26 protein-coding genes and 3 tRNA genes are annotated in these 23,918 nt (G+C 69.3%); 12 read left to right on the forward strand and 17 right to left on the reverse strand.

Translation table 11 applies throughout. The features are described from left to right. Positions 1–240: 240 nt before the first annotated feature. From rplA to E1218_RS12510, 5 genes are all read right to left on the reverse strand, one after another. Positions 241–963, reverse strand: a complete 723-nt coding sequence (gene rplA, locus E1218_RS12490; protein ID WP_132319509.1) for a 50S ribosomal protein L1 — start codon at positions 961–963, stop codon at positions 241–243. A gap of 118 nt (positions 964–1,081) precedes the next feature. Then, a complete protein-coding gene (gene rplK, locus E1218_RS12495; protein WP_132319511.1) occupies positions 1,082–1,513 on the reverse strand; it encodes a 50S ribosomal protein L11 in 432 nt (143 codons plus the stop codon). 12 nt (positions 1,514–1,525) lie between these two features. Continuing rightward, positions 1,526–2,470: a transcription termination/antitermination protein NusG gene (gene nusG / locus E1218_RS37210; RefSeq protein WP_407657606.1), complete on the reverse strand. Its 945-nt coding sequence runs from the start codon at positions 2,468–2,470 to the stop codon at positions 1,526–1,528. 294 nt (positions 2,471–2,764) lie between these two features. Next, a complete protein-coding gene (gene secE / locus E1218_RS12505) occupies positions 2,765–3,007 on the reverse strand; it encodes a preprotein translocase subunit SecE (RefSeq protein WP_132319515.1) in 243 nt (80 codons plus the stop codon). A 55-nt stretch (positions 3,008–3,062) separates the two neighbouring features. Further along, positions 3,063–3,135 (reverse strand) — tRNA-Trp (locus E1218_RS12510). Positions 3,136–3,500: 365 nt separating this feature from the next. On the opposite strand from E1218_RS12510, the gene E1218_RS12515 reads away from it, so the two are divergent. The 3 genes from E1218_RS12515 to E1218_RS12525 all read left to right on the forward strand — a co-directional run bounded on the left by E1218_RS12515 (position 3,501) and on the right by E1218_RS12525 (position 7,328). Beyond that, the gene (locus tag E1218_RS12515) at positions 3,501–4,694 is read left to right on the forward strand and encodes a pyridoxal phosphate-dependent aminotransferase (protein ID WP_132319517.1); all 1,194 of its coding nucleotides are present in this window, start codon (positions 3,501–3,503) and stop codon (positions 4,692–4,694) included. A gap of 151 nt (positions 4,695–4,845) precedes the next feature. Then, positions 4,846–5,889 carry an adenosine deaminase gene (locus E1218_RS12520; protein ID WP_132319519.1) on the forward strand — a complete coding sequence of 348 codons (1,044 nt, stop codon included), beginning with the start codon at positions 4,846–4,848 and terminating at the stop codon, positions 5,887–5,889. 65 nt (positions 5,890–5,954) lie between these two features. Continuing rightward, positions 5,955–7,328: a TrpB-like pyridoxal phosphate-dependent enzyme gene (locus E1218_RS12525; RefSeq protein WP_132319521.1), complete on the forward strand. Its 1,374-nt coding sequence runs from the start codon at positions 5,955–5,957 to the stop codon at positions 7,326–7,328. 10 nt (positions 7,329–7,338) lie between these two features. Here the strand turns inward: E1218_RS12525 and E1218_RS12530 are convergent, their stop codons facing one another. Then, positions 7,339–7,851: a hypothetical protein gene (locus tag E1218_RS12530; RefSeq protein ID WP_132319523.1), complete on the reverse strand. Its 513-nt coding sequence runs from the start codon at positions 7,849–7,851 to the stop codon at positions 7,339–7,341. A gap of 263 nt (positions 7,852–8,114) precedes the next feature. On the opposite strand from E1218_RS12530, the gene E1218_RS12535 reads away from it, so the two are divergent. Beyond that, a complete protein-coding gene (locus E1218_RS12535) occupies positions 8,115–9,431 on the forward strand; it encodes a hypothetical protein (protein ID WP_233712190.1) in 1,317 nt (438 codons plus the stop codon). An 8-nt stretch (positions 9,432–9,439) separates the two neighbouring features. Then, on the forward strand, positions 9,440–10,051 hold the full coding sequence (locus E1218_RS12540) for a 2'-5' RNA ligase family protein (RefSeq protein ID WP_132319525.1): 612 nt from the start codon (positions 9,440–9,442) through the stop codon (positions 10,049–10,051). 170 nt (positions 10,052–10,221) lie between these two features. Here the strand turns inward: E1218_RS12540 and E1218_RS12545 are convergent, their stop codons facing one another. The 4 genes from E1218_RS12545 to E1218_RS12560 all read right to left on the reverse strand — a co-directional run bounded on the left by E1218_RS12545 (position 10,222) and on the right by E1218_RS12560 (position 13,701). Next, positions 10,222–11,775, reverse strand: a complete 1,554-nt coding sequence (locus E1218_RS12545; protein ID WP_132319527.1) for an alkaline phosphatase D family protein — start codon at positions 11,773–11,775, stop codon at positions 10,222–10,224. Between the two features lie 77 nt (positions 11,776–11,852). Then, positions 11,853–12,878 carry a UDP-N-acetylmuramate dehydrogenase gene (locus E1218_RS12550; RefSeq protein WP_132319529.1) on the reverse strand — a complete coding sequence of 342 codons (1,026 nt, stop codon included), beginning with the start codon at positions 12,876–12,878 and terminating at the stop codon, positions 11,853–11,855. Then, entirely contained in the window at positions 12,875–13,282 is a 408-nt protein-coding gene (locus tag E1218_RS12555) for a MaoC/PaaZ C-terminal domain-containing protein (protein ID WP_132319531.1), read from the reverse strand. Before E1218_RS12555 ends, E1218_RS12550 begins: the two co-directional genes overlap by 4 nt. Next, the gene (locus E1218_RS12560; protein ID WP_132319533.1) at positions 13,279–13,701 is read right to left on the reverse strand and encodes an FAS1-like dehydratase domain-containing protein; all 423 of its coding nucleotides are present in this window, start codon (positions 13,699–13,701) and stop codon (positions 13,279–13,281) included. The genes E1218_RS12555 and E1218_RS12560 overlap by 4 nt, the downstream gene beginning before the upstream one ends. A gap of 130 nt (positions 13,702–13,831) precedes the next feature. On the opposite strand from E1218_RS12560, the gene E1218_RS12565 reads away from it, so the two are divergent. Further along, a complete protein-coding gene (locus E1218_RS12565) occupies positions 13,832–14,578 on the forward strand; it encodes a hypothetical protein (protein WP_233712191.1) in 747 nt (248 codons plus the stop codon). Positions 14,579–14,642: 64 nt separating this feature from the next. Here E1218_RS12565 and rpmG read toward each other — a convergent pair whose 3' ends face one another. The 4 genes from rpmG to E1218_RS12585 all read right to left on the reverse strand — a co-directional run bounded on the left by rpmG (position 14,643) and on the right by E1218_RS12585 (position 16,172). Then, positions 14,643–14,810 carry a 50S ribosomal protein L33 gene (gene rpmG, locus E1218_RS12570; RefSeq protein ID WP_132319535.1) on the reverse strand — a complete coding sequence of 56 codons (168 nt, stop codon included), beginning with the start codon at positions 14,808–14,810 and terminating at the stop codon, positions 14,643–14,645. Positions 14,811–14,871: 61 nt separating this feature from the next. Further along, positions 14,872–14,945: transfer RNA gene (locus E1218_RS12575), tRNA-Met, on the reverse strand. 50 nt (positions 14,946–14,995) lie between these two features. Beyond that, positions 14,996–15,068 (reverse strand) — tRNA-Thr (locus tag E1218_RS12580). 159 nt (positions 15,069–15,227) lie between these two features. Further along, complete coding sequence (locus tag E1218_RS12585; protein ID WP_132319537.1) at positions 15,228–16,172, reverse strand: NAD-dependent epimerase/dehydratase family protein; 945 nt, start codon at positions 16,170–16,172, stop codon at positions 15,228–15,230. 307 nt (positions 16,173–16,479) lie between these two features. On the opposite strand from E1218_RS12585, the gene E1218_RS12590 reads away from it, so the two are divergent. Continuing rightward, a complete protein-coding gene (locus E1218_RS12590; RefSeq protein WP_132319539.1) occupies positions 16,480–17,370 on the forward strand; it encodes a M23 family metallopeptidase in 891 nt (296 codons plus the stop codon). A gap of 107 nt (positions 17,371–17,477) precedes the next feature. Here E1218_RS12590 and E1218_RS12595 read toward each other — a convergent pair whose 3' ends face one another. Continuing rightward, complete coding sequence (locus E1218_RS12595; RefSeq protein ID WP_132319541.1) at positions 17,478–17,978, reverse strand: GNAT family N-acetyltransferase; 501 nt, start codon at positions 17,976–17,978, stop codon at positions 17,478–17,480. A gap of 158 nt (positions 17,979–18,136) precedes the next feature. On the opposite strand from E1218_RS12595, the gene E1218_RS12600 reads away from it, so the two are divergent. Then, positions 18,137–18,742, forward strand: coding sequence for a M15 family metallopeptidase (locus E1218_RS12600; protein ID WP_202865961.1), 606 nt, complete (start codon positions 18,137–18,139; stop codon positions 18,740–18,742). On the opposite strand, the gene E1218_RS12605 is transcribed toward E1218_RS12600, so the two are convergent. Further along, the gene (locus E1218_RS12605; protein WP_132319542.1) at positions 18,743–19,264 is read right to left on the reverse strand and encodes a GNAT family N-acetyltransferase; all 522 of its coding nucleotides are present in this window, start codon (positions 19,262–19,264) and stop codon (positions 18,743–18,745) included. It lies immediately after the preceding gene. A gap of 39 nt (positions 19,265–19,303) precedes the next feature. Here E1218_RS12605 and E1218_RS12610 point away from each other — a divergent pair, with 39 nt between their 5' ends. The 4 genes from E1218_RS12610 (at position 19,304) to E1218_RS12625 (ending at position 23,060) form a co-directional block, all read left to right on the forward strand. Then, positions 19,304–19,867, forward strand: coding sequence for a helix-turn-helix domain-containing protein (locus E1218_RS12610; RefSeq protein WP_132319544.1), 564 nt, complete (start codon positions 19,304–19,306; stop codon positions 19,865–19,867). 69 nt (positions 19,868–19,936) lie between these two features. Beyond that, positions 19,937–21,145: a TerC family protein gene (locus E1218_RS12615; protein WP_132319546.1), complete on the forward strand. Its 1,209-nt coding sequence runs from the start codon at positions 19,937–19,939 to the stop codon at positions 21,143–21,145. Between the two features lie 78 nt (positions 21,146–21,223). Beyond that, positions 21,224–21,919: a response regulator transcription factor gene (locus tag E1218_RS12620; RefSeq protein WP_132319548.1), complete on the forward strand. Its 696-nt coding sequence runs from the start codon at positions 21,224–21,226 to the stop codon at positions 21,917–21,919. Beyond that, positions 21,912–23,060, forward strand: coding sequence for a sensor histidine kinase (locus E1218_RS12625; protein WP_132319550.1), 1,149 nt, complete (start codon positions 21,912–21,914; stop codon positions 23,058–23,060). Before E1218_RS12620 ends, E1218_RS12625 begins: the two co-directional genes overlap by 8 nt. Before the next feature lie 24 nt (positions 23,061–23,084). Here E1218_RS12625 and E1218_RS12630 read toward each other — a convergent pair whose 3' ends face one another. Further along, positions 23,085–23,915, reverse strand: coding sequence for a carbohydrate ABC transporter permease (locus E1218_RS12630; protein ID WP_132319552.1), 831 nt, complete (start codon positions 23,913–23,915; stop codon positions 23,085–23,087). Positions 23,916–23,918: the final 3 nt, after the last annotated feature.

A 23,918-nucleotide genomic window follows, 5' to 3' on the forward strand; every position in this document is an offset into this window, starting at 1 on the left:
CGCCGGCCCGACCCCCGACCAAGTGCCCGCAAGATCTCGTAACCGCGACCCCGCGCTATACCCAACGACCCACACGCCGCCGCTACCCCAACCCCCGAATCCACCAACCGCACCAAAGCATCCCCGTGACACTCAAAATCCTCCGCAAACGACATAGCCGCCGCAACTCCTCAAATCGAGGTGTTGCGACGACCATGTGAACCCGAGGGGTGACCGGGGCCCTTCTGGTGCCGGTGCGGATCAGGCGTCGGCGGTTTCCTCGGTGAGGTTGCGGGTGAGGTTGGGGTCAACCAGGACACCCGGGCCCATCGTGGTCGAGAAGACCGTCTTCTTGATGTAGCGACCCTTCGAGCTGGCCGGCTTGAGCCGGAGGATCTCCTCCAGCGCGGCGCTGTAGTTCTCCACCAGCTGGGCCTCGTCGAACGACGCCTTGCCGATGATGAAGTGCAGGTTCGCGTGCCGGTCGACCCGGAACTCGATCTTGCCGCCCTTGATGTCGGACACGGCCTTCGCCACGTCCGGGGTGACCGTGCCGGTCTTCGGGTTCGGCATCAGACCGCGCGGGCCGAGGACCCGGCCGAGCCGGCCGACCTTGCCCATCAGGTCGGGGGTGGCGACGACGGCGTCGAAGTCGAGCCAGCCGTCGGTCACCTTCTTGATCATGTCGTCGTCGCCGACGAAGTCGGCGCCGGCGGCCTTGGCGGCCTCGGCCTTGTCACCGGTGGCGAAGACGAGGACCCGTGCCGTCTTGCCAGTGCCGTGCGGAAGGTTGACGGTGCCGCGCACCATCTGGTCGGCCTTGCGGGGGTCGACCCCGAGGCGCATCGCGACGTCGATGGTGGAGTTGAACTTCTTGCTGCCGGCCGCTTCCTTGGCGAGCTTGATCGCCTCGAGCGGGGTGTACAGCTTGTCGAAGTCGATCTTCTCCGCGATCGTGCGGTAGGCCTTGCTGCGCTGTGCCATTGCGTTTCCTCTCTGGGGCGTGGTCCACGGGCGGCGCTTCGCCCTGCCACTACTGCGTGAAGTTGTTGCCGGTACGGCGCCGGTCGCTCCGCGGCCTCGTCGTACTGGGGGAACGGACTCAGCCGTCGACGGTGACGCCCATCGAGCGCGCGGTGCCCTCGATGATCTTCATGGCGGCGTCGATGTCACGGGCGTTCAGGTCCGGCATCTTGGTGGTGGCGATCTCGCGGACCTGGTCCTTGGTGATCTTGCCGACCTTGTCCCGCTGCGGGACGGCCGAACCCTTCTGCAGACCGGCGGCCTTCTTGATCATCTCCGGCGCCGGCGGCGTCTTGGTGATGAAGGTGAAGGAACGGTCTTCGTAGATGGTGATCTCGACCGGCACCACGTTGCCGCGCATGGACTCCGTCTGGGCGTTGTACGCCTTGCAGAACTCCATGATGTTGACGCCGTGCGGACCGAGCGCGGTACCGACCGGCGGGGCCGGCGTCGCGGCACCGGCCTGGAGCTGCACCTTGACCAGGGCAGCGATCTTCTTCTTGGGAGGCATTCTGTCGGGTCCTTAGACTTTCTGGATCTGGCTGAAGCTGAGTTCCACCGGGGTCTCCCGGCCGAAGATCTCCACCAGCGCCTTGATCCGCTGGGCGTCGGCATTGATCTCCGTGATCGTGGCGTGCAGGGTCGCGAACGGCCCGTCGACCACCATGACCGAGTCGCCGACACCGAAGTCCGCGACCTCGACCTTCTTCTTGGCCGCGGTCTTGGTCGGTGCGGCACCGGCTTCGGCAGCCGCCGCCTCGGCCGCCGCCACGACGGCCGGAGCGAGCATCTTCTCCACCTCTTCGAGGCTGAGCGGGACGGGCTTCTGGCTGTTCCCGACGAAGCCGGTCACCGACGGCGTGTGCCGCACGGTCGACCAGGACTCGTCCGTCAGGTCCATCCGGACCAGCACGTAGCCAGGGAGCACGGTGCGCTTCACCATCCGGCGCTGCCCGTTCTTGATCTCGGCGACCTCTTCGGTCGGCACGATGATCTCGAAGATGTAGTCCTCCATGTTCAGGGAGTTGATCCGGTTCTCCAGGTTGCCCTTGACCCGGTTCTCCATCCCCGAATAGGTGTGTACGACGTACCAGTCGCCGATCTGTGAGCGCAGCCGGGTGCGGAGTTCCTCGAGCGGGTCGCCCGGCTCCTCCGGCTCGGCCTCGTTTTCGTCGTCCTGCGCGCCGGCGGCCGCGGCGAGCGCGTCGGCGTCGTCGTCCGCCGTACCGGAGTCACCGGCGGAGAAGACCAGTTCGTCGGTGGTCGGGGCCTCGGCGGTGTCGTCGCCCGCCGTCGCGGCGGTCTCGGTGGCCGGCTCGCCGGTGGCTTCCTCGACGTCGGCCGCGGTCACGACCTCGTCGTCCTCCGCGGCGTCGGCGGCGGCGACCACCACGACCGGCTCGTCGTCGGAGTCGTCGGCGTCCGCCGGGCCCTCCTCGGCCTCGTCGTCGGCGGCGTACTCCTTGATCTCGTCCTCGACTGCCACGTCGTCCTCATCCTCATCGACGACCGCGAACGGTTCGTCGTCATCGGCGAACAGGTCGTCATCGTCGTCGGAGTCGTCCAGGTCGAGACCGAGGTCCAGGTCGAGGTCGTCGTCGGAGTCAGCGGATACGTCGAACTCGTCCTCGGGGTCGAGGATCTCGTCGTCGCGCTCGGACACGTTGTACTCCGTCATCTCTGCATCGGGTCTTGTCTGCTTCGGGTCGGGCCGCGGCCCGGGACCCCCGGCTCAGGGTGCTTCGTGGGCGGCTGCGAACCGTCAGCCGAAGATCTTGAACATCGCCCAGCCGAAGGCGAGGTCGAGCGCCGAGACGATCGCGATGACGACCACCACGAAGGTCAGCACGACCACGAAGTAGGTGGAGAGCTGCTTGCGAGTCGGCCAGACGACCTTGCGGAGCTCGGCAACCACCTGGCGGTAGAAGCGCAGCAGGCGGTTGCCCGACTTGCTCTCCGCAGGCTTGCCGGCGCCGGACGGTGCCGGGGTGCGCGTCTCCGTCACGACCTACCTCTTTCGCTAGCGGCGGCCTGACCGGCCCTGCGCCGGTCAGGATTTGCAGGGCACGAGGGACTTGAACCCCCAACCTTCGGTTTTGGAGACCGATGCTCTGCCAGTTGAGCTAGTGCCCTCTGCAATCCTCCGGACGCCGCGGGACCTGATCTCGGGCATGCCGATTCAGGGCCACCAACGCCCGGACTAGAAGAGTGTACGGGGTCTGAGCCACCTGGTCGAACTGAGGCCCCTGCCCGTACGACCCCCACCGGGCGCCGCACCGCGACCAGAACCATACAGCCTCCACCCGGTCCCAACGGACCGCACCCCCCGCGTGTTCCCCAGGTCACGGACGGCGGCCGGTGAGACGGACCGCCAGGCCATCCCGGTCGACCCCTTCGGTGACGCTCGCGCCTGAAGGCGGCCGGATCGCACGATTGTGATGGCCTGGCGGCCCGGCCCCGAGTGGGAGCGGACGCGGGGCAGTGCCAAGATGGCAGCCATGGGTTCCAGGGTTTCGGCGCGGATCGGCGCCATCAGCGAGTCGGCGACGCTCGCGGTCGACAGCAAGGCGAAGGCACTGAAGGCGGCCGGACGGCCGGTGATCGGGTTCGGCGCCGGCGAACCCGACTTCCCGACGCCGGACTACATCGTCGAGGCGGCGGTCGAGGCCGCCCGCGATCCGAAGAACCACCGCTACAGCCCGGCCGGCGGCCTGCCGGAGCTCAAGCAGGCGATCGTCGACAAGACCAGGCGCGACTCGGGCTACGAGATCGAGGCTGCCCAGGTGCTGGTCACCAACGGCGGCAAGCACGCGGTCTACAACACGTTCGCGACGCTGCTCGACCCGGGTGACGAGGTGCTGCTGCCGGCGCCGTACTGGACGACGTACCCGGAGACCATCCGGCTGGCCGGCGGCGTGCCGGTCGAGGTGCTCGCCGACGAGACGCAGGACTACTGCGTCACCGTCGAGCAACTCGAGGCGGCCCGGACCGAGAAGACCAAGGCCCTGCTGTTCTGCTCGCCGTCGAACCCGACCGGCGCGGTGGACAGCCCGGAGGCGATCGAGGCGATCGGCCGGTGGGCGCTCGAACACGACCTCTGGGTGATCACCGACGAGATCTACGAGCACCTGACGTACGGCGACACGACGTCGACGTCGATCCCGGTCGCCGTACCGGCGCTGGCCGACAAGACCGTCGTACTGAACGGGGTCGCGAAGACCTACGCGATGACCGGTTGGCGGGTCGGCTGGATGATCGGCCCGAAGGACGTCATCAAGGCCGCGACGAACCTGCAGTCGCACCAGACCTCGAACGTCTGCAACGTCGCCCAGCGGGCCGCGATCGCCGCGCTGACCGGCGACCTGAGCGCGGTCGACGAGATGAAGAAGGCGTTCGACCGCCGGCGGCGGACGATGGTCCGGCTGCTGAACGAGATCCCCGGGGTCGACTGCCCGGAGCCGACCGGCGCGTTCTACGCGTACCCGTCGGTCAAGGGCGTGCTCGGCAAGGAGATCAACGGCCGGACGCCGGCCTCGTCAGCCGAACTGGCCGAAATCATCCTGGACGAGGCCGAGGTGGCCGTCGTACCGGGTGAGGCGTTCGGCGCGCCCGGGTACCTGCGGCTGTCCTACGCGCTCGGCGACGCGGATCTCGCCGAGGGTGTCGGCCGGATCGCCAAGCTGCTGAGCTGACCCTGACGCCCCCGTCTGGTTGGCTGACCCACCGGCGTGTGGGTTGGCCAACCGGAATCCGGGTAGCTGACCAACAGTCTGGTTGGCTGACCTACGGGCCTGCGGGCGGCCCGATTTCTGTCCGGGCGCTGTGGATCGGTAACCTTCTGTGATGACGCATCGGGACCTGCGGGTGCTGCCGAAGGCGCACCTGCACCTTCACTTCTCGGGTTCGATGCGGCACCTGACGCTGGTCGAGCTGGCGGACAAGCACGGTGTCCGGTTGCCCGACGCCCTGCGGACCGACTGGCCGCCGGAGCTGTCGGCGGCCGACGAACGCGGCTGGTTCCGGTTCCAGCGGCTGTACGACATCGCCCGGTCGGTGCTGCGCACGGAGGACGACGTACGCCGCCTGGTCCGGGAAGCGGCCGAGGACGACCGCGCCGACGGCTCGCGCTGGCTCGAGATCCAGGTCGACCCGTCCGGGTACGCGAACCGCTTCCACGGCATCACCGAGTTCACCGACCTGGTGCTGGACGCGGCCCGGGACGCGTCCGCCGCGACCGGGATCGCGGTCCAGGTGGTGATCGCGGCCAACCGGACCCGTCACCCGCTCGACGCCCGGACGCTGGCTCGGCTGGCTTCGCAGTACGTCGGGCGCGGTGTCGTCGGGTTCGGCCTGTCGAACGACGAGCGCCGCGGGACGACGTCGGAGTTCGCGCCGGCCTTCCGGATCGCCCGGCACGCCGGTCTGCTCGCCGTGCCGCACGGTGGTGAGCTGTGCGGCCCTGCCACCGTCCGCACCTGCCTGGACGAGCTGGGCGCCGGTCGCATCGGTCACGGCGTGCGTTCGGTCGAGGACCCCGACCTGCTGAAGCGCCTGGTCGACGCCCAGGTCGCGCTCGAGGTCTGCCCCGCCTCAAACGTCTCCCTCGGCGTCTACCGCCGCCCCGAGGACGTCCCCCTTCGCCGACTCTACGAAGCCGGCGCCCGCATCGCCCTCGGCGCCGACGACCCCCTCCTCTTCGGCTCTCGTCTCGCAGAACAGTACGAGTCAGCCCGCTCGGTCCACGCCTTCACCGACGAAGAACTCGCCGACCTCGCCCGAGGCTCCATCCTCGCCTCCACCGCCCCACCCGAAACCCGGAAAGCCCTCCTCACCGAGATCGACACCTGGCTCGGCGTCACTGCCCCGGCAGCTGTCCCGGCGTCCTAGAACTGCTGGTCCGGTTCATCAACAGGTCATTGTCGGGGGTATCGAACGGGGATTACGTTGCGTGCATGACGCCGACGAAGATCTTGTTGCCTGAGGACGAGTTGCCGACGCGGTGGTACAACGTGCTGCACGATCTGCCGACGCCACCGCCGCCGGTGCTGCACCCGGGGACGGGGCAGCCGGTGGGGCCGGACGACCTGGCGCCGTTGTTCCCGATGGACCTGATCATGCAGGAGGTCTCCCAGGACCAGTACGTCGACATCCCGGGTGAGGTGCTCGACGTGTACCGGCTGTGGCGGCCGAGTCCGCTCTACCGGGCGCACCGGCTGGAGAAGGCACTCGATACGCCGGCGCGGATCTACTACAAGTACGAGGGCGTGTCCCCGGCCGGATCGCACAAGCCGAACACGGCCGTCCCGCAGGCCTACTACAACGCCAAGTCCGGCGTCCGGAAGCTCACCACCGAGACCGGCGCCGGCCAGTGGGGTACGGCGCTGGCGTTCGCGTGCGCGCAGTACGGGCTGGAGTGCGAGGTGTGGCAGGTCCGGGCGTCGTACGACCAGAAGCCGTACCGCCGGACGATGATGGAGGTCTTCGGCGCCACGGTGCACCCGAGCCCGTCGGAGCTCACCGAGGCCGGACGGAAGATCCTTGCCGGCGACCCGGACTCGACCGGGTCGCTCGGGATCGCGATCAGCGAGGCGGTCGAGGCCGCCGTCCAGGATCCCGAGGTGCACTACGCGCTCGGGTCGGTGCTCAACCACGTGCTGCTGCACCAGACGATCATCGGCGAGGAGGCGCTGATCCAACTCGCCATGGTCGGCGAAACCCCGGATCTGCTCGTCGGCTGCACCGGTGGCGGGTCGAACTTCGGTGGTCTCGCGTTCCCGTTCCTGCGGGAGAAGTGGGCCGGCCGGATGGCGCCGGTCGTCCGCGCGGTCGAGCCGGCCGCCTGCCCGTCGCTGACGCAGGGGACGTACGCGTACGACTTCGGCGACACGATCGGATTGACGCCGCTGATGAAGATGCACACCCTCGGCCACGACTTCGTCCCGGACCCGATCCACGCCGGCGGCCTGCGGTACCACGGGATGAGCCCGCTGATCAGCCACCTCTACGAGACAGGTGAGATCGAGGCGGTCGCGAAACCGCAGTCGGAGTGCTTCGCGGCCGGCCTGCAGTTCGCCCGGACCGAGGGCATCGTGCCGGCACCCGAGCCGACGCACGCGCTGGCCGCCGCGATCGAGGAGGCCCAGCGCTGCAAGGAGTCCGGCGAGGAGAAGGTCATCATCACGGCCCTGTGCGGCCACGGCCACCTCGACCTGGCGGCGTACGACGCCTACCTCACCGGCGCCATGACCGACCGGGCCTGGGACGACGCGGAGATCCAGGCGTCCGTCGCTCAGGCACTCACGCGACTGCCGGCGATCAGCCAGTGACCCCGGGACACTAACCGCCGCCGCGTTTCCACCAGGGTTTGGGCCGCTTGGCGACGGCAGTCACCCAATCGGCCGGGATGGCCCATCCCCTGGTGCTCAGTGCGTCGAAGTACTGCGCTTTGAGACTGTCCGGCAGCCAGTACGTCGCATTGCTGCGGTCAGCGACCTCGAAGTACGTCGTGCGCTGCCCGGGACTCCACACCGTCGCCAGGTTGGCGCAGTACGCCAGCCGCACGTAGTCCCAGCGGGCCTGCTCGTCCGACAGGTCGTAAGCCCGCTCGGTGACCTGCAACAGCCGACGCTTCGGCCGCGGCTCCTGCTCGATCGCGTCGATCAGCTCCTGCACCACCGCACGATCCTTGGTCATCGCGTCCGGCAACCGCAGTCCGATCGGGTCCAGCACCGCCGGGCCCAGCCGCGGCCCGGCCACCGCCAGGAACACCTCGAGCAGCGCGAACGCCTCTTCGGCCCGGTCGAACCGCGCCAGCCCGGCGCTCAACGTCGTCACTGCTTCCTCGGCCACCTGCCACACCCTAGGCCTCGAGCCTGGCCCGATCTGCCCCGCGATGCCCCGGGATGCCCCAACTGCTCACGCTCAGCTAACCCATCCGCGACCTCGATCTGCCCCGATACGGCGGTTGCCACCGGCCGGCGTGGCACCGGAATGCCCTTCCGCAGCGAGGATTCCGGGGCAGCGCGGGGCATTCCGGGGCAGCTTGGGGCAGATCATCCACAGACCCCGTTTTCGTGGTCGCGGACGGTGGTCGGCCACCTACAGTTACCGCCATGCCAGAGCCCAACGAACTGCTGCGAGCCGCCCGGGAACGGACGGCCTCGCGGCGCGCGCCCGGCGAGCAGATGTCCCGGGCCGAACTCGCGGAGGCCGTGTGCGGCTGGCTGTGGGAGACCACCGAGACGAAGTACGAGCTGGACGGCCACTACATCGCCAAGCTCGAACGCGGCGCGGTCCGCTGGCCGGGAGCGGCGTACCGGTCGGGACTGCGGTACGTGCTGAACGTCGCCGACGACAGCGAGCTCGGATTCGTCCCGCCCGGCGGCCCCGGCATCGTCGACCCGGAGCCCGGCACCAGCTCGATGCTCGGCCTCGAGGACGACCTGGTGCAGTCCGGCGACGAGTCGGTCGCGCTGCTCGCGCCGGCCGAGGAGTCGAACGTCGGTGACCTGACCGTCGAGCAGCTGCACACGGACATCCTCCGCATCACGCAGAACTACCTGCGCACCCCGACCAAGCCGTTGTTCGTCCGTAGTCGCGCCGTCCGGGATCGTGCTTTCCGGCTGCTGTCCGGCCGGCAGCCACCGAACCAGACGCGCGACCTGTACGCCACGGCCGGCTGGGCCCTCACGCTGCTCGGCTGGATGGCGGTCGACCTCGGTCGGCCGGACGTTGCCGAGAGCCACACCCGGACGGCCTGGGCCTGTGCGGAAGCGGCCGATCTCGACGACCTGCGGGCCTGGGTGCGGGCCACGCAGCACACGGCCGCGTTCTGGCAGGACGATTTCGCCGGAGCGGCGTCGTACGCGCAGGACGGGCTGCGGTACGCCCGGGGCAGCTCGACGTTGTTCCTCGCGAGTGTGTCGGCGGTGGATCTGGCGCGGTCGGGGCGGCACGCCGAAGCCCGCGAAGCGCTGGCGATCGCGAAGCGCACCACGGTCCGCACCGATGTGCCGGAGCTCGGCGGCCCGTTCCTGTGTACGCCGGAGCGCGCCGCGGGCATCTGGTCCGACGCGCACCTGGCGCTCGGCGAGGCGGACGAGACGCTGAAGCACGCCGACCACGGAGTCGCGCTGTTCGAGGCCGCGCCGCACTCGGCCCGGAACTTCGGCTCCGAACGCATGGTCCGGCTGCAACTCGCGAAGGCGCATCTGCAACTCGGTGAGCTGGACGGCGCGACCGAGGCGGTCGCGGCGGTCCTCAGTACGCCGGTCGAATACCGCGTCCGCCCGTTGATCCACCGCATCAGTGAGGTCGCCGCGCTCACCCGGCTCAGCCGGCACGCGACCGATCCCAAGTCCCTCGCCCTGCACGACTCGATCCGCGTCTTCATCCGTCACCCCGCCAGCCGGGCGACGCCGAGCAAGTAGGAGTCCTGATGTTCGAGGAAGTCCGCGACCACTGGTATTGGCGACCTGGGTGGCGGCCCGATCGCAGTTTCTACACCTGGCACGTGACGTTCGACGGCCGTCCGGAGATCGCGGCGCTGCACGCGTCGTACGCAGATCTGCTCAACGAGCTGCCCGGCTTCACGCCCGTGCCGCTGGAGTGGTTGCACCTCACGGTGCAAGGTGTCGGCTTCACCGACCGCGTGCCCGACGCCGACCTGACCGACATCGTCGAAGCCACCCGACGCCGCTTCACCAAGGTCGAGCCGTTCCCGGTGACCGTCGGCCCGGCCGTGCTCGACCCCGAGTCCATCCAGCTCCCGGTGCGCCCGATCGCGCCGCTGCAGCACCTTCGCGACCTCACCCGCGCCGCGATCACCGACGTCTGGGGCGACGACGCCGTACCCGAGCTCCCCGAGCTCAACCCCCACATCACCCTCGCCTACAGCAACCTCACCTCCCCGGCCGCCCCCATCACCACTCGCCTCCTCGCCCACACACCCCACTCCACAGCCCTCTCCATCACCACCCTCAGCCTCATAGCCCTCACCCGAACCCACCACCTCTACCACTGGAAGCCCACCCAGATCCTGCAGCTCTGATGCAGTCAGTTGCCGTAGGCACGAATGGCTACGACGTGGGCTCGCGGGGAGCCGTTGGTCTTGTGGGCTTTGAGGCGGAGGGCGGTGAGGGTGACGGGGTGGCGGTGGGTTCGGGTGGTGGTTGGCGGTGACTGTGGTGGGGGTTTGCCTAGGCGTTGTGCAAATCTTTTTCAGGACACGTCGGCGACTCCCGGCCGGCCCGCCTCGACCGTCACCCCGGCGCGGGTGAGCACCGGACCGCCGGCCACCCTCACCTCCGGCACGACGCGGTAGTCGGTCCGCCAGGCGTCCTGGGTCAGCACGCAGCGCTGGTAACCGCGCTGGCTGTTGTGGAACTTCATGTGCGGGTTCTCGGCCAGCCAGGTCACCCCGAGGCTGTCCATGTCGGCCCCGTTGCCGCCCGAGCTGATCGACGTACCGAGGAACTCCGTGCCGACGGTGCGCGACGCGGGGTCGGAGAAGTTCAGCTTGAGGTCCGCGGCCACGCTGCGGTGGGCGTCGCCGGTGATCATCACGAAGTTGTCCACGTCGCGCGCGACCACGCCGTCGAACAGCCGCTGCCGGGCCGCGGCGTACCCGTCCCAGGTGTCCATCCCGTAGCGCTCCGAGGCGCCCGCGTCGTGGTCGGCCTCGAACGCGAAGATCTGGTTGCCGAGCACGTTCCAGCGTGCGCGCGAGCGGCCGAGCCCGTCGAGCAGCCACTTCTCCTGCCGGTCCCCGAGCATCGTCCGGGCCGGGTCCCAGCGGCCGTCGCAGTTCTGGGCGCACTGCTCGAGCTGGTCGGTGCGGAAGCGGCGGGTGTCGAGCACGTTCAGCTGGAGCACGTTGCCGAACGTCAGCCGCCGGTACACCTGCATCTCGGGTCCGCGGGGCATCGACGTACGGCGCAGCGGCAGGTTCTCGTAGTACGCCCGGTACGCCGCGGCCCGGCGCTCGCGGAACACGGCCGGGTCCTGGTCCGGCTCGGTGTCGATCTGGGAGATGTCGCCGGCCCAGTTGTTCTCCACCTCGTGGTCGTCCGGAGCGACCACCCAGGGCGCGGCGGCGTGCGCGGCCCGCAGGTCGGGGTCGGACTTGTACTGGCCGTAGCGAACTCGGTAGTCGGCCAGGCTGAACACCTCCGCGGCCGGCAGATGCGCCCGGCCGATCGTGCCCCTGTTCCCGCCCTCGTAGATGTAGTCGCCGAGGTGGACGACGAGGTCGAGGTCCTCGTCGGCCATGTGCCGGAACGCGGTGAAGTAGCCGTCGGCGTACGCCTGACAGCTCGCGAACGCGAAGGTCAGGCCTTTGAGGCTGCTGTACCAGGCCGGTGCGGTCCGGGTCCGGCCGACCGGGCTGATCTGGTCGCCGACGACGAAGCGGTACCAGTACTCGCGGTCCGGCCGCAGCCCGTGCACCTCGGCGTGGACCGAGTGCGCCCATTCGGGAACGGCGTGCTCGACGCCGCGACGGACGATCCGGCGGAACCGCGGATCCTCCGCGATCTCCCACGTCACCTGGTAACGCTTGGCCGGCATCCCGCCGTGCCCGTCCGGTGCGGTCGGCTCCGGAGCGAGGCGGGTCCACAGCACGACGCCGTCGGGCTGCGGGTCGCCGGACGCCACGCCGAGCGTGAACAGCTCGCCGAGCCGGGACGTGGCTCGTGCCTCCGGAACGACAGCGGTGGCTACCGCTGCTGCACCGGCCAGAGTGAGGAAGTGTCGACGGCCGAACTGGTCTCGCATGAATCCTCCTGCTTCGGGGTCGGAAGCCGTAAGTCATTCACAGCTACCGGACTCCGAGCCGAAGAACAAGAGAACAGTCAAAGACCGGCGTTCACCAGGACGGGTTCGTTGACCAAGGTGATGCCGAAGGCCTGCTGGACCTGGGCGCGGATGTGGGCGGCCAGCGCGAGGATTTCCTTGGCGGTGGCGCCGCCACGGTTCGTCAGCGCCAGCGTGTGCTTGGTCGACACCGAGGCGGCGCCGATCGCGAACCCCTTGTCGATCCCGGCGTGCTCGATCAGCCAGGCCGCGCTCGTCTTCACCCGGCCGTCCGGCTGCGGCCACTGCGGCGCACCCGCCGGTACGTCGGCCGCCGTGTCCAGGATCGGGTTCGTGAAGAACGAGCCGGCACTCCAGGTGTCGTGGTCGGCCTCGTCCAGGACCATGCCCTTGCCGCGGCGGAGTCCCAGAACGGCCTCGCGGACCTCGGTCATCGGCGCGCGCGAGCCCGGATCGACATCGAGGACGCGGGCCAGCTCGGCGTACCCGACCGGCGCGGACAGGTCGCCGAGCCGCAACTGGAACGTGACCTCGAGAACGACGTACCGGGACGGGTCCGCCTTGAAGCGCGAGTTCCGGTAGCTGAAGCCGCAGTCGGCCGCGTAGATCGTCCGCACCTGGTTGTCCACCCGGTCCCAGACGCGGACGGACGCGATCGTCTCGGCCACCTCGTGACCGTAGGCACCGACGTTCTGCACCGGGGTCGAGCCGGTCAGTCCGGGGATGCCGGACATCGACTCCAGCCCGCTCCACTCCTCGGCGATCGCGCGCTGGACGACCGCGTCCCAGTCCTCACCGGCCTGGATGCTGACCATCGCGCCGGAGCACAGGTCCGCGTCGACGGTGATCCCGCGGGTGGCGACCTTGATCACCGTGCCGCGGAAGCCGTCGTCGCCGATCACCACGTTGCTCCCGCCGGACAGCAGCAGCACCGGTTCCCCGGCGGCGTCGGCGTCCCGGACGGCGGTGATCAGGTCGCCCTCGGTACTCACCTCGACGAGCCGGTCGGCCGGCCCTCCGATCCGCAGGGTGGTGAAGTCGGCGAGACGTACCTGGGTCTTCACTGGACGCGCACGACCGCCCTGGCCCGGCCGAGAACCTTCTCCTCGCCGGCGATCGCGGTGATGTCGATCTCGGCCAGCCCGTCCGCGACCTTGTCAACCGTGGCCGAGAACGTCACGCTCGCGCCCTTGTCCCCATCCGGCACGACGACCGGCTTGGTGAACCGTACGCCGTACTCGACCAGGTCGGCAGGGTCGTCCAGCCAGTCGGTGACCACGCGGACCGCGGAGGCCATGGTGAGCATGCCGTGCGCGATCACGCCGGGCAGACCGAGCGCGGCCGCCATCCGGTCGCTCCAGTGGATCGGGTTGAAGTCGCCGCTGGCCCCGGCGTAACGGACCAGGTCCTCCCGCCGGAAGGTGACGGTCAGCGGCGGCAGCTCGGTGCCTGCCTCCGCCGTCTTCACGCGTCCGCCCGGTTGTGCGAGATGGTGGAGGTCGAGGTGGCGACCGGCTCGCCGTCGACGGTGCTGAGGGCGGTCTCGTACATGATCACCTCGACGTCACCGGCCTTGCGCACGGTGGTGATGGTCGCGGTCGCGGCGATCTCGTCGCCGGCCTTGATCGGGCGGGTGTAGGTGAACTTCTGCGCGCCGTGGACGATCCGGTCCAGCCGCAGCCCGAGCTCCTCGTCGCTCAGCAACTGCGCCAGCGCCCGGCTGCCGAGCATGAAGGCGAACGTGGGCGGCGCGATCGCGCCGGCACCCCGGTACGCCGGGTTGGGGTCGCCGATCGCGTCGGCGAACTCGCGGATCTTCTCCCGGCCGACCTGGTAGGACTCGGCGGCCGTATAGCTCCGGCCGACCATCGTGGCGTCGATCGTCATATCCCGTAACCCTACTGGCAGACTTGGGAGGCGTACCTGCAGGTCCCGCGCAGTAGGTGTGGGACCTGCAGGTTCGCCTCAACGAGTGCCGCCACCCACTCTCGGTAGGACCGACTGGGGAAGGTAGAACGTGACGGCAGTGACGGCGCTGGCCAGGTACGCGCCTCGGTACAAGGTGGAGGTCGGCGAGCCTGAAGGCCCTGAGTGGCTCCGGGTAGACCGGATCCTCGAGCCGGACGGACCCGAGCTGACCGAGCTCCTCAAGCGCGATTACGACGCCAGCGGGCACATGTCGGCGCACGCGAACGCGCTGAGCCTGCTGTCGTTCTACGCCGGCCGGGCACCGGCCGCCGCTTTGCTGCTGTGGGCGCTGGAAGGCCGGGTCCTCGACATCCGGCCGGACAACCTGTGGGTCCGGCCGCACGACGGGCACGGCCTCGCCGCCGTCGCCATCCGCTCGGCCCGATTCCTGCCCGGCGGTCTGGAGACCCTGTACGACGTGGTGCTCCGACAGCACCTGCTGCCGCTCTCCGCCGAGCTGCATCGCCGGACGAGCGCCGGGGTGCGTCAGCTCCACGGAGGCGTTGCGGCCGGCTGTGCGATGGGATTCTGCGCTGCGACCCGGGAACGGGAGACGGTGTCCCCGACCTATCTGCTGGACCGCTGGCGTACCTTCGTGGCGAAGGCTCCGGGCGGGCTGGCGCGGTTGGGCGACATCGAGATCGCGGCCGGCAAGCTCGTCTACCTCCGCAACACCTGCTGTCTGTACTTCACGAGCGAGGCCGGCACCGGGACGCTCTGCGGCTCCTGCTGCCTGACCCCACGTGACGAGCGTCTCGCCGCGTACGAAGCCGGCCGCCCGATCATCACGGTCTAGCAGCACCAGGCACAGCGAAAGGGCCGCTTCGGTCTCCGAAGCGGCCCTCGCGAAGCAGCTGAGGTCAGCGGGTCTCGCGGTGATCGGTGTGGTCGTTGCAGCGAGCGCAGAACTTCTTCAGCTCAAGACGATCCGGGTCGTTCCGCCGGTTCTTCTTGGTGATGTAGTTGCGCTCCTTGCAGACGGTGCACGCCAGCGTGATCTTCGGGCGGATGTCGGTTGCCTTGGCCACTGCTGCCTCTTCTTGTCAGGACCGCGCAGGTTCGCGCGCTCTCGTAGTACTGGTCGGTGGGTAGCGGGGGCGGGAGTCGAACCCGCGACACCACGATTATGAGCCGTGTGCTCTAACCACCTGAGCTACCCCGCCGGGCGAGTCCGTCACCCCACCCGGCGAACCGGGTGAGATGCCGCGCTCAGAGCCCCTTTACGGAATCGAACCGTAGACCTTCTCCTTACCATGGAGACGCTCTGCCGACTGAGCTAAAGGGGCGGGCCGAGGAGAGAGATTACACGGTCCGCAGCCTCGATGTGAAATCGAGCCAGGCGCACCCTGCGGCCCCCTCTGTCCGACCCGGAAAGCATACCGGTTCCGACGAGTACTTCTGACCACTTTCCGTTCCCACCCCACCGGCCCGGGTCCGGCCAGATGTCAGTCCAGTACGCCGTCGTCCGCGGAGAAGTCGCCGGAAGCATCCGGAGGTGGGTTGTCCAGGTGCCAGCGCACCGATCTCCGCAGGCTGCCGGCCGGGTCGGCAGGTGACCAGCCGAGCTCGGTCCGCGCCTTCCACGCATCAATCAGCAGGTGCTGACCGAGCACGCCGGTCAGCGACAGGTCCTCGGGCAGCAGGTCGTCCCGGACCGTCACCAGTTCCACCTCCGCGGCACCCGCCGCGGCCAGGATCTGCTCGGCGAACAACCGGTACGGCGCCGTCACCGGCTCCACGATGTTGAACACCTCGCCCCGGTGGTCGCCGGCCAGCGCCAACGACACCGCGGCCGCCACGTCCCCGACGTACACCCGGCTGAACAGGAACTGCCCCGACCCGACCGGGATCCGCTTCCGCCCGGCGCGGACCCGCCGGAGGACGAACTCGAACCGCCGCTGGTAGTCGTGCTCGCCGTACACCGCCCCCAAGCGCAGCACGGTCGCCCCGCGGGGCAGGTAGCGCTCCTCCATCTCCAGGTTCTCGTACTGCGGCCCGTCGACGAACCGCCGCTCCCGCAGCGGCGACTCCTCCGTCAGCGGCACCCCGTCAGTCGTCCGGTCGGAGTGCAGACCGTCGTAGGCCCGGTAGACATCGCAACTGGAGATCGCCACCAACTTCACCGATGGCCCGACCGCACCGAGCGCGGCGTCGGCGGCGGCCGCGTTCATCCCGGAGACGTCGACCAGGGCCTCGACCCCGAAGGACTCCAGCGCCGAGGCCAGGGCCGGCCCGTCATTGCGGTCCAGATGCGCGTGCGCGACGACCGGAAGGTCGTCGGGCTCGTGCTCGCCCCGATGCACGACGAGCAGGTCGTGCCCCTCTGCCGACAGCCGCTCCACGGCTGCCCGCCCGATGAACCGAGTACCGCCGAGGATCGCTGTCCGCACGCCTCAGTCGTACCCGCCGGCGGCGGCGAGCGCAGCGAGATCTGCGGTCAGCAGACAGCCTTATACGGTACAGAGCGCCTGCTCGACGCCATTTGGCGGGTGATCCGCGTCACGCACAGATTCAACTACTGGCGGGTCGGGTTCACGCCTGAGCGCCTACGACCCGACAGGAATCCCTCACGGTCCGTGTTCGATTTTGTTCATCTGAGCGCCATCCGCGTTTGAGACCGCCGTGACCTCCTCGTTATGGTCGACGAGGTCGTTGTACCCCTCGCAACGATTGCCCCTCCCTGGAAGGCCCTCCCCTGTGTCTCCTCAGCGCGACCTCCCGGCTGCCCCGCGCCGGGCGGCAAAACATCGCTCTGCCCGCCGAAGTACCGGCCGCCGCGCCCAGCTGATCGGCATCACCGCCGCTCTCGCTGCCGCGGCCGGCACGACCGCGGTGGGACTCACCTCCTCGGCGACCGGATCCTCCGCGTCGGGCCCCGGCCTGAGCCCCTCACAGGCCGACGCTCTGAACGCGGCCCGGATCGAACGCCGCGACCTCGCGTCCCGTAACGCCTCCCGGATCGACCTGTCGCTCGAAGCGACCCGCAAGGCCCAGGCCGAGAAGGCCGCTCAGGCCCGCGCGGCGCGGCTGGCCGCCAACGCGACGCTGACCCAGCGCCGGGCGCTCGCGCTCGCCGCTGCCAAGGCGGCCGCGGCGAAGAAGGCCGCTGCCCAGGCCCGCGCGCTGGCCGCGGCCAAGGCTGCCGCGATCGCCAAGGCGAAGGCCGAGGCCGCGGAGAAGGCCCGGGCGCCGAGGGTGGTCCTGCCGACCACCGGCTACCGCCTGACTGCTCACTTCGGCCAGGCCGGCGGCCGCTGGGCCCGCAACCACACCGGCCTCGACTTCGCCGCCCCGATCGGTACGGCGGTTCGCTCGGTGCTCGCCGGTGAGGTCGTCCAGGCGTCGTACGCCGGTGCGTACGGCCGCCAGGTCAAGGTGCGGCACGCGGACGGCACGGTCACGTCGTACAGCCACATGTCCGAGTTCGCCGTCTCGGTCGGCGACACCGTGCCCGCCGGCAGCAGGATCGGCGCGATCGGCGTCACCGGCAACACCACCGGACCGCACCTGCACTTCGAGGTCCTCCTCGGCGGCGACAACCAGGTCGACCCCGAGCCGTGGCTCCGCAACCGCGGCGTCAACCCGTAGGACCCAGGAACTCCGCCACGGTCGTCACGAAGGCGTCGGCGTCGTCCAGCCACGAATGGTGGGCGACGCCCGGCAGAGCCCCGGCCATGGCCGGGCAGGCCAGCGCATCAGACAGCCCACAGCGTCTTCGCCATGTCGACCGAGTCGACGTACTTGCCGTCGATCACGTATTCGTTCGGGTGGATGCCTTCCACGACGTAGCCGTTGCGTTCGTACAGGCGGCGGGCGGCGGTATTGGTGCCGTGGACGTGCAGGCTGATCTTGCGGGCTCCGAGCAGCCGGCCTTCGGCGTCGGCGGCGTCCAGGAGTGCGGTCGCGACACCCCGGCCCCGAGCCTTCTCCGCGACCGCGAGTCCGTTGATCGTCAGCACGCCGGCGCCCTCCGGGAACGTGTACTTGTCCTGCAACCGCAGGTACCCGACCACCTCGCCGTCGTACTCGGCGACCAGATGCGCCTCCGGCCCACTCCGCGCGAAGAAGCTCTCCCGGATGTGCTCCTGGTACGACGGGAAGCCGGTGCTCACGTCCCACGAGGTCTGGTCGATCCGGAGAAGGGCGACGTCGTCGGTGACGAGGGCGCGGCGGACGGTCAGGCGGTTGGCGGTCACCGCACCATCCTCACCCGCCGACGAGGTCAGCCTCCGGCAGGGTGACCGTGGCGGGCGACCTACCGGTCTTCACGAACGATCGAACCAGGCCGGACGTATCGAAAACGTATGCCGAAGCGCAGACGCTCCCGCAACATCCGCTCTACTGGACTGTTGCCATGCTCACCGATCAACTCGTTGCCACGCGCAAACGTGAACGCCGGATGACCACGCTGTCCGGCCTGGCCGCGGTCGCCGCGGTCACCAGCCTCGCCGTCGTCGCCTGTACGTCGGTCGCGGCGGACGGTGACGATCCGGCGCCGACGGATTCCGACCGGTCGTCCTCCGGGCGCGCGAGCGGGATCCCCGGCGCCGCCGACGGCGTACTCCCGGAGAAGACGTCGGCGTTCGACACCGACCTGCCCGGGGTCGCGAAGCTCGACCCCGACCTGCTGAAGGCCGTCCAGCAGGCCGAGACGGCGATGGCGAAGGACGGCATCACCATGCAGCTGACGACCGGCTGGCGGAGCAAGAAGTACCAGCAGGCGCTGCTGGACAAGGCGATCCGCAAGTACGGCAGCAAGCAGAAGGCCCTCAAGTACGTCGCCACGCCGGAGGAGTCGCATCACGTGACCGGCGACGCGGTCGACATCGGCCCGACCGACGCGGACGACTGGATCATCCGCAAGGGTGCCCGCTTCGGTCTGTGCCAGACCCTGTCGCACGAGAGGTGGCACTTCGAGCTCGCGACCACGCCCGGCGGCGAGTGCCCGCCGATGAGCTAGCTAGCTCGTCTCCTCGGGCGGGTCCGGGAGTACGGCGAGCGGCCGCTGCCGCCAGTGGACGTCGTGCCAGGCGCCGAGTTTCCAGCCGATCCGCCGGTAGGTGCCGATCTCGTCGAACCCCAGCGCGGTGTGCAACCCGACGCTGGCGTCGTTCGGCAGGGTCATCCCGGCGACCGCCGTACGGAAGCCACGCTCGGTCAGCCGATCGAACAACGCCTCGTACAGCGCCCGCCCGCCACCGGTCCGGCGCCGGCCCGGCTCGAGGTAGACACTCACCTCGCACGACCAGCGGTACGCCGCCCGAGGCTTCATCGGACCCGCGTACGCGTAGCCGACGACGCGGCCGTCGTCCTCGAGCACCATCCAGGCGTGCTTCGCCTGCGCGTCGGCGATCCGCTGCGCCATCTCGACCGCGGACGGCGGCTCCACCTCGAAGGTGATCGCGGTGTCGGTGACGTACGGCGCATAGATCGCGGCGCAGGCCGCACCGTCCAGCGGTGAGGCGTCTCTGATCTTCACCATGTCACGATAGTAGCCACTACTGACGCTATAGTGGCAAGCATGGTGGATGAGTTGTCGGCCTCGCTCGCTGCGACGGTCCAGGCCGCCCGGGTGGCCCAGGACCTGTCGGCGAACGCGCTGGCCGAGCGTTCCGGGGTGTCCCGGGCGATGATCGGCAAGATCGAACGCGGCGAGGCCCAGCCGACCGCCGTACTGCTCGGCCGGCTCTCCGGCGCGCTCGGGATGACGCTGTCCGAGCTGGTCGCCCGGGCCGAGCACACCGGCGACCTTTTACGCCGCCGAACCGACCAGCCGGTGTGGACTGACCCGGTCACCGGGTACGTCCGCCGCGCGGTCTCCCCCGTCACCGACGGCCCGCTGGAGCTGGTCGAGGTCGAGCTCCCGCCGGGCGCCTCGGTCTCGTACCCGGCCGGCGCCTACATCTTCAGGTACCAGCAGCTGTGGATCCTCGACGGCCACCTCCGCTTCCACGAGGGCTCGGTCGTCCACGACCTGCGGACCGGCGACTGCCTCCAGCTCGGCCCGCCGTCGGCCACGACGTTCCACAACCCCGGCGACGTCGCCTGCCGCTACCTGGTGGCCCTGGTCAAAGGTCGTTCGTAGTCGTTCGGGACAGCGGCGGGTCCGGCGTGATTGGCTGACCCCACTGCCTCGCGCCGTACGGAGGAAACGATGACGGTGTCACCGCTGGTGTGGGTCCTGACGCTGGCCGGGATCCTCGCGCTGCTCGCGTTCGACTACTACTTCCACGTCCGCTCCGCGCACGTGCCGACGCTGCGGGAGGCCGCGGTCTGGTCCTGCGTGTACGTCGGGATCGCGCTGCTGTTCGGCCTCGGCTGCTTCGTCTTCGGCGGTACGGCGACGGGCTCGGAGTACTTCGCCGGGTACATCACCGAGAAGGCACTGTCGGTCGACAACCTGTTCGTGTTCCTGATCATCATGACCAGCTTCCGGGTGCCGCGGGAGAACCAGCAGAAGGTGCTGCTGTTCGGCATCGTGTTCTCGCTGATCGCCCGGGCCGGGTTCATCTTCCTCGGGTCGGCGCTGCTGAACGCCTTCTCCTGGGTGTTCTACCTGTTCGGCGTAACCCTGCTGCTGACCGCGGGCAACATGCTGAAACCGCAGACCGAGGAGTCGCACTCGGCGCAGAACCTGGTCGTCCGGATCAGCCGGCGGCTGTTCCGCACCACCGACGACTTCGACGGCGACCGGCTGTTCACCCGGATCGACGGCCGGCGGATGATGACGCCGATGGTGCTCGTGATGGCGGCGATCGCCGGCACCGACCTGATGTTCGCGCTGGACTCGATCCCGGCGATCTTCGGGCTCACCCAGAACGTGTTCATCGTCTTCACCGCGACCGCCTTCAGCCTGCTCGGGCTCCGCCAGCTGTACTTCCTGCTCGACGGGCTGCTCGACCGGCTGATCTACCTGTCCTTCGGCCTGGCCGCGATCCTCGCCTTCATCGGCGCCAAGCTCATCCTGCACGCGTTGCACGAGAACAACCTGCCGTTCGTCAACGGCGGCGAACACGTCGACGTCGCCGAGATCAGTACCGGCCTGTCACTGCTCGTCATCCTGGTCGTCCTGGTCGTCACCATCATGGGCTCGCTCTTCAGCACCCGCGGCCGCACCCAGACCGCGATGGCCCACATCCGGCGCGACGCCGCCGCCTACCTGGACTCGGAGTACACCGCCGACGCCGGCGAACGCGAACGCATCTTCCTCCGCCTGCTCGCCGCCCGCGACCACATCAACGCCCTCGGCCCCGAGGCCCGGAAGCAGGTCAAGAACGAAGCCGACCTGATGGAACTCTGCCGCCGAGTAGCCGACAGCCACGCCGCAGCCCACGCCGAGCACGAAATCCGCCCCAGCCTGTAGAACCCGTACCCCGGCGTCACCTGAACGACGGGTTTCGATATGTCGGCGATAGGACGTGGCTCGTAGCATCGGGAGCGTATGCGTGTACTGATCGTCGAGGACGAGCCCACTCTGGCGGAGGCCATCCGGGATGGCCTGCGCCTGGAGGCGATCGCGGGGGACATCGCGGGTGACGGCGACACCGCACTGGAGCTGCTGGGCGTCAACGCCTACGACATCGCGGTTCTCGACCGCGACATCCCCGGACCGTCCGGCGACGAGGTCGCGCGGCACATCGTTGCCTCCGGCAGCGGCATGCCGATTCTCATGCTCACCGCGGCCGACCGGCTCGACGACAAGGCCTCCGGATTCGAACTCGGCGCCGACGACTACCTCACCAAGCCCTTCGCCCTCCAGGAGCTGGTACTCCGTCTGCGCGCCCTCGACCGCCGGCGCGCCCACAACAGACCGCCCGTACGGGAGATCGCCGGCCTGCGTCTGGACCCGTTCCGCCGCGAGGTCTACCGCGACGGCAGCTACGTCGCGCTCACCCGCAAACAGTTCGCCGTACTCGAGGTCCTGGTCACGGCCGAAGGTGGTGTCGTCAGCGCCGAAGAACTCCTGGAACGGGCATGGGACGAGAACGCCGACCCGTTCACGAACGCCGTACGCATCACCGTGTCCGCGCTGCGCAAGCGGCTCGGCGAGCCCGGCATCATCGCCACCGTGGCCGGCGCCGGGTACCGCATCGACGCAGGACCTGACACCGGGCACGAGGGAGCAGATCGTGGGTAGAGAACCGGGCTTGAGCGTTCGGCTCAAACTGACCCTGAGCTACGCCGGGTTCCTCATGCTCGCGGGCGCTCTGCTGCTCGCCGCTGTGTGGGTGTTCCTGCTGCGGTACGTCCCCGACCGCGCGATGCTCGTCGTCCCGGACGACACCACTCCAGGGGTCTTTCCCGTCCGGTCCAGCCTCCTGCAGGTCTTCACTCCGCGAGCGGCCATGGTGTACGGGTTCCTGCTGGTGTTCGGTCTGGTGGGAGGGTGGATCCTCTCCGGCCGGATGCTCGCCCCGCTGACGCGCATCACCGAGGCCGCCCGCAGGGCCGCGACCGGGTCACTGTCCCACCGGATCGAGCTGGAAGGCCGCAACGACGAGTTCCGCGAGCTCGCCGACGCGTTCGACGGCATGCTCACGCGACTCGAGGCACGCGTCGCCGAGCAGCGGAGATTCGCCGCCAACGCCTCCCACGAACTGCGTACGCCGCTGGCGATCACGCAGACGCTGCTGGACGTGGCCCGCAACAACCGGAACGGCGACCCCGGCGAGCTCGTCGACCGGCTGCACGCCGTCAACGCGCGGGCGATCGACCTCACCGAAGCACTCCTCCTGCTCAGCCGCGCCGACCAACGCTCCTTCACCCGGGAACCCGTCGACCTGTCCCTCATCGCGGAAGAGGCGACCGAGACGCTCCTCCCGTTCGCGGAGGAACGCGGCCTCACCATCGAGACGACCGGCGACGTGACTCCCACCGTCGGCTCGCACGCGCTCCTGCTGCAGTTGACCACGAACCTCGTCCACAACGCGATCGTCCACAACCAGCCCGGCCAAGGCACGGTCTGGGTCACGACCGGCCTCCGTTCCCGGACCGTGGTCCTCACCGTCGAGAACACCGGCGAGAAGCTCGCTCCCCACTTCGTTTCCACGCTGGTCGAACCGTTCCAGCGCGGCGCCGAACGCAGACGCAGCCATGACGGTGATGTCGGCCTGGGCCTGGGCCTGGCAATCGTCAGAAGCATCGCCCAGGCCCACGACGGAACCCTGACGTTGCTCCCCCGCACAGAAGGCGGCCTCCGCGTGACAGTCGAACTCCCCGCCACTCCGCCGAGGCACACAGGTCAACGTGTCAGCGCGGCACAGGGGGAGCCGGCGTAGCGGTCGCGTGGGCAGACCACACGGTCAGCCCTTGACCGCCCCCGTAGCAAGGCCCGTCACGTAGAACCGCTGGAGGCCGACGTACAGGATCACGCACGGGATCATCGCGATCACCGACCCGGCGACCAGCGAGCCGAAGTTGACCTCGCCGTACGCGCCGGCCTGGACGTTCACCAGCGCGACCGGCAGCGTGTACAGCTCGTCCTTGGTGAGGAAGGTCAACGCACCCAGGAACTCCGTCCAGGCCGCGAGGAACGCGTACAGCGCGACCGTCGCCGCCCCCGGAGTGACCAAGGGCCGCAGCACCGACCCGATCATCCGCAGCGTGCCGCAGCCGTCCACGTGCGCGGAGTCCTCCAGCTCGACCGGGACCGACGAGAACGAGTTCCGCATCACGAACACCCCGAAGGGCAGGTTGACCGTGGTGTAGAACAGCACCAGCCCGAGCAGGCTGTCGGTGAGCCGGAGGACGTTCATCTCCAGGTAGAGCGGCGTGAGGATCGCCTGGAACGGGATCATCATCGACACGACCACCAGCGCGAACAGCAGAGGCCCGCTGCGGAAGCGGAAGCGCGCGAAGCCGTACCCCGCGAGCGTCGCCAGCACAGCAGTCAGCACCGCAGTGCTCAAGGCGACGACCACGCTGTTGCCTACGGCCCGCATCAGATTGCCGGGCCCCTCGATCAGCGTCCGGAAGTTGTTCCAGGTCAGCTGGAAGAAGGTGGACGGGTCCGGCGCGGCGACGATCACCTCGTTCGGCTGTACCGACCGGAACAGGGCCCACAGCAGCGGCACGGTGAAGACCAGGAAGGCTCCGCCACCGCCGACGACGTACAAAACGTTCTTCAGCCTCATAGC

The sequence above is a fragment of the Kribbella turkmenica genome (assembly GCF_004348725.1).
In the GTDB taxonomy this organism is placed as follows: Bacteria; Actinomycetota; Actinomycetes; order Propionibacteriales; family Kribbellaceae; genus Kribbella; species Kribbella turkmenica.

Coding starts and splice junctions, on each gene's coding strand:
- rplA (WP_132319509.1), bottom strand. CDS start 963: ATGGCACAGCGCAGCAAGGCCTACCGCACGATCGCGGAGAAGATCGAC.
- E1218_RS12520 (WP_132319519.1), top strand. CDS start 4,846: ATGACGCATCGGGACCTGCGGGTGCTGCCGAAGGCGCACCTGCACCTT.
- E1218_RS12535 (WP_233712190.1), top strand. CDS start 8,115: ATGCCAGAGCCCAACGAACTGCTGCGAGCCGCCCGGGAACGGACGGCC.
- E1218_RS12630 (WP_132319552.1), bottom strand. CDS start 23,915: ATGAGGCTGAAGAACGTTTTGTACGTCGTCGGCGGTGGCGGAGCCTTC.
- E1218_RS12600 (WP_202865961.1), top strand. CDS start 18,137: ATGCTCACCGATCAACTCGTTGCCACGCGCAAACGTGAACGCCGGATG.
- E1218_RS12540 (WP_132319525.1), top strand. CDS start 9,440: ATGTTCGAGGAAGTCCGCGACCACTGGTATTGGCGACCTGGGTGGCGG.
- rplK (WP_132319511.1), bottom strand. CDS start 1,513: ATGCCTCCCAAGAAGAAGATCGCTGCCCTGGTCAAGGTGCAGCTCCAG.
- E1218_RS12560 (WP_132319533.1), bottom strand. CDS start 13,701: ATGACGATCGACGCCACGATGGTCGGCCGGAGCTATACGGCCGCCGAG.
- E1218_RS12615 (WP_132319546.1), top strand. CDS start 19,937: ATGACGGTGTCACCGCTGGTGTGGGTCCTGACGCTGGCCGGGATCCTC.
- E1218_RS12515 (WP_132319517.1), top strand. CDS start 3,501: ATGGGTTCCAGGGTTTCGGCGCGGATCGGCGCCATCAGCGAGTCGGCG.
- E1218_RS12545 (WP_132319527.1), bottom strand. CDS start 11,775: ATGCGAGACCAGTTCGGCCGTCGACACTTCCTCACTCTGGCCGGTGCA.
- E1218_RS12620 (WP_132319548.1), top strand. CDS start 21,224: ATGCGTGTACTGATCGTCGAGGACGAGCCCACTCTGGCGGAGGCCATC.
- E1218_RS12525 (WP_132319521.1), top strand. CDS start 5,955: ATGACGCCGACGAAGATCTTGTTGCCTGAGGACGAGTTGCCGACGCGG.
- E1218_RS12605 (WP_132319542.1), bottom strand. CDS start 19,264: ATGGTGAAGATCAGAGACGCCTCACCGCTGGACGGTGCGGCCTGCGCC.
- E1218_RS12610 (WP_132319544.1), top strand. CDS start 19,304: ATGGTGGATGAGTTGTCGGCCTCGCTCGCTGCGACGGTCCAGGCCGCC.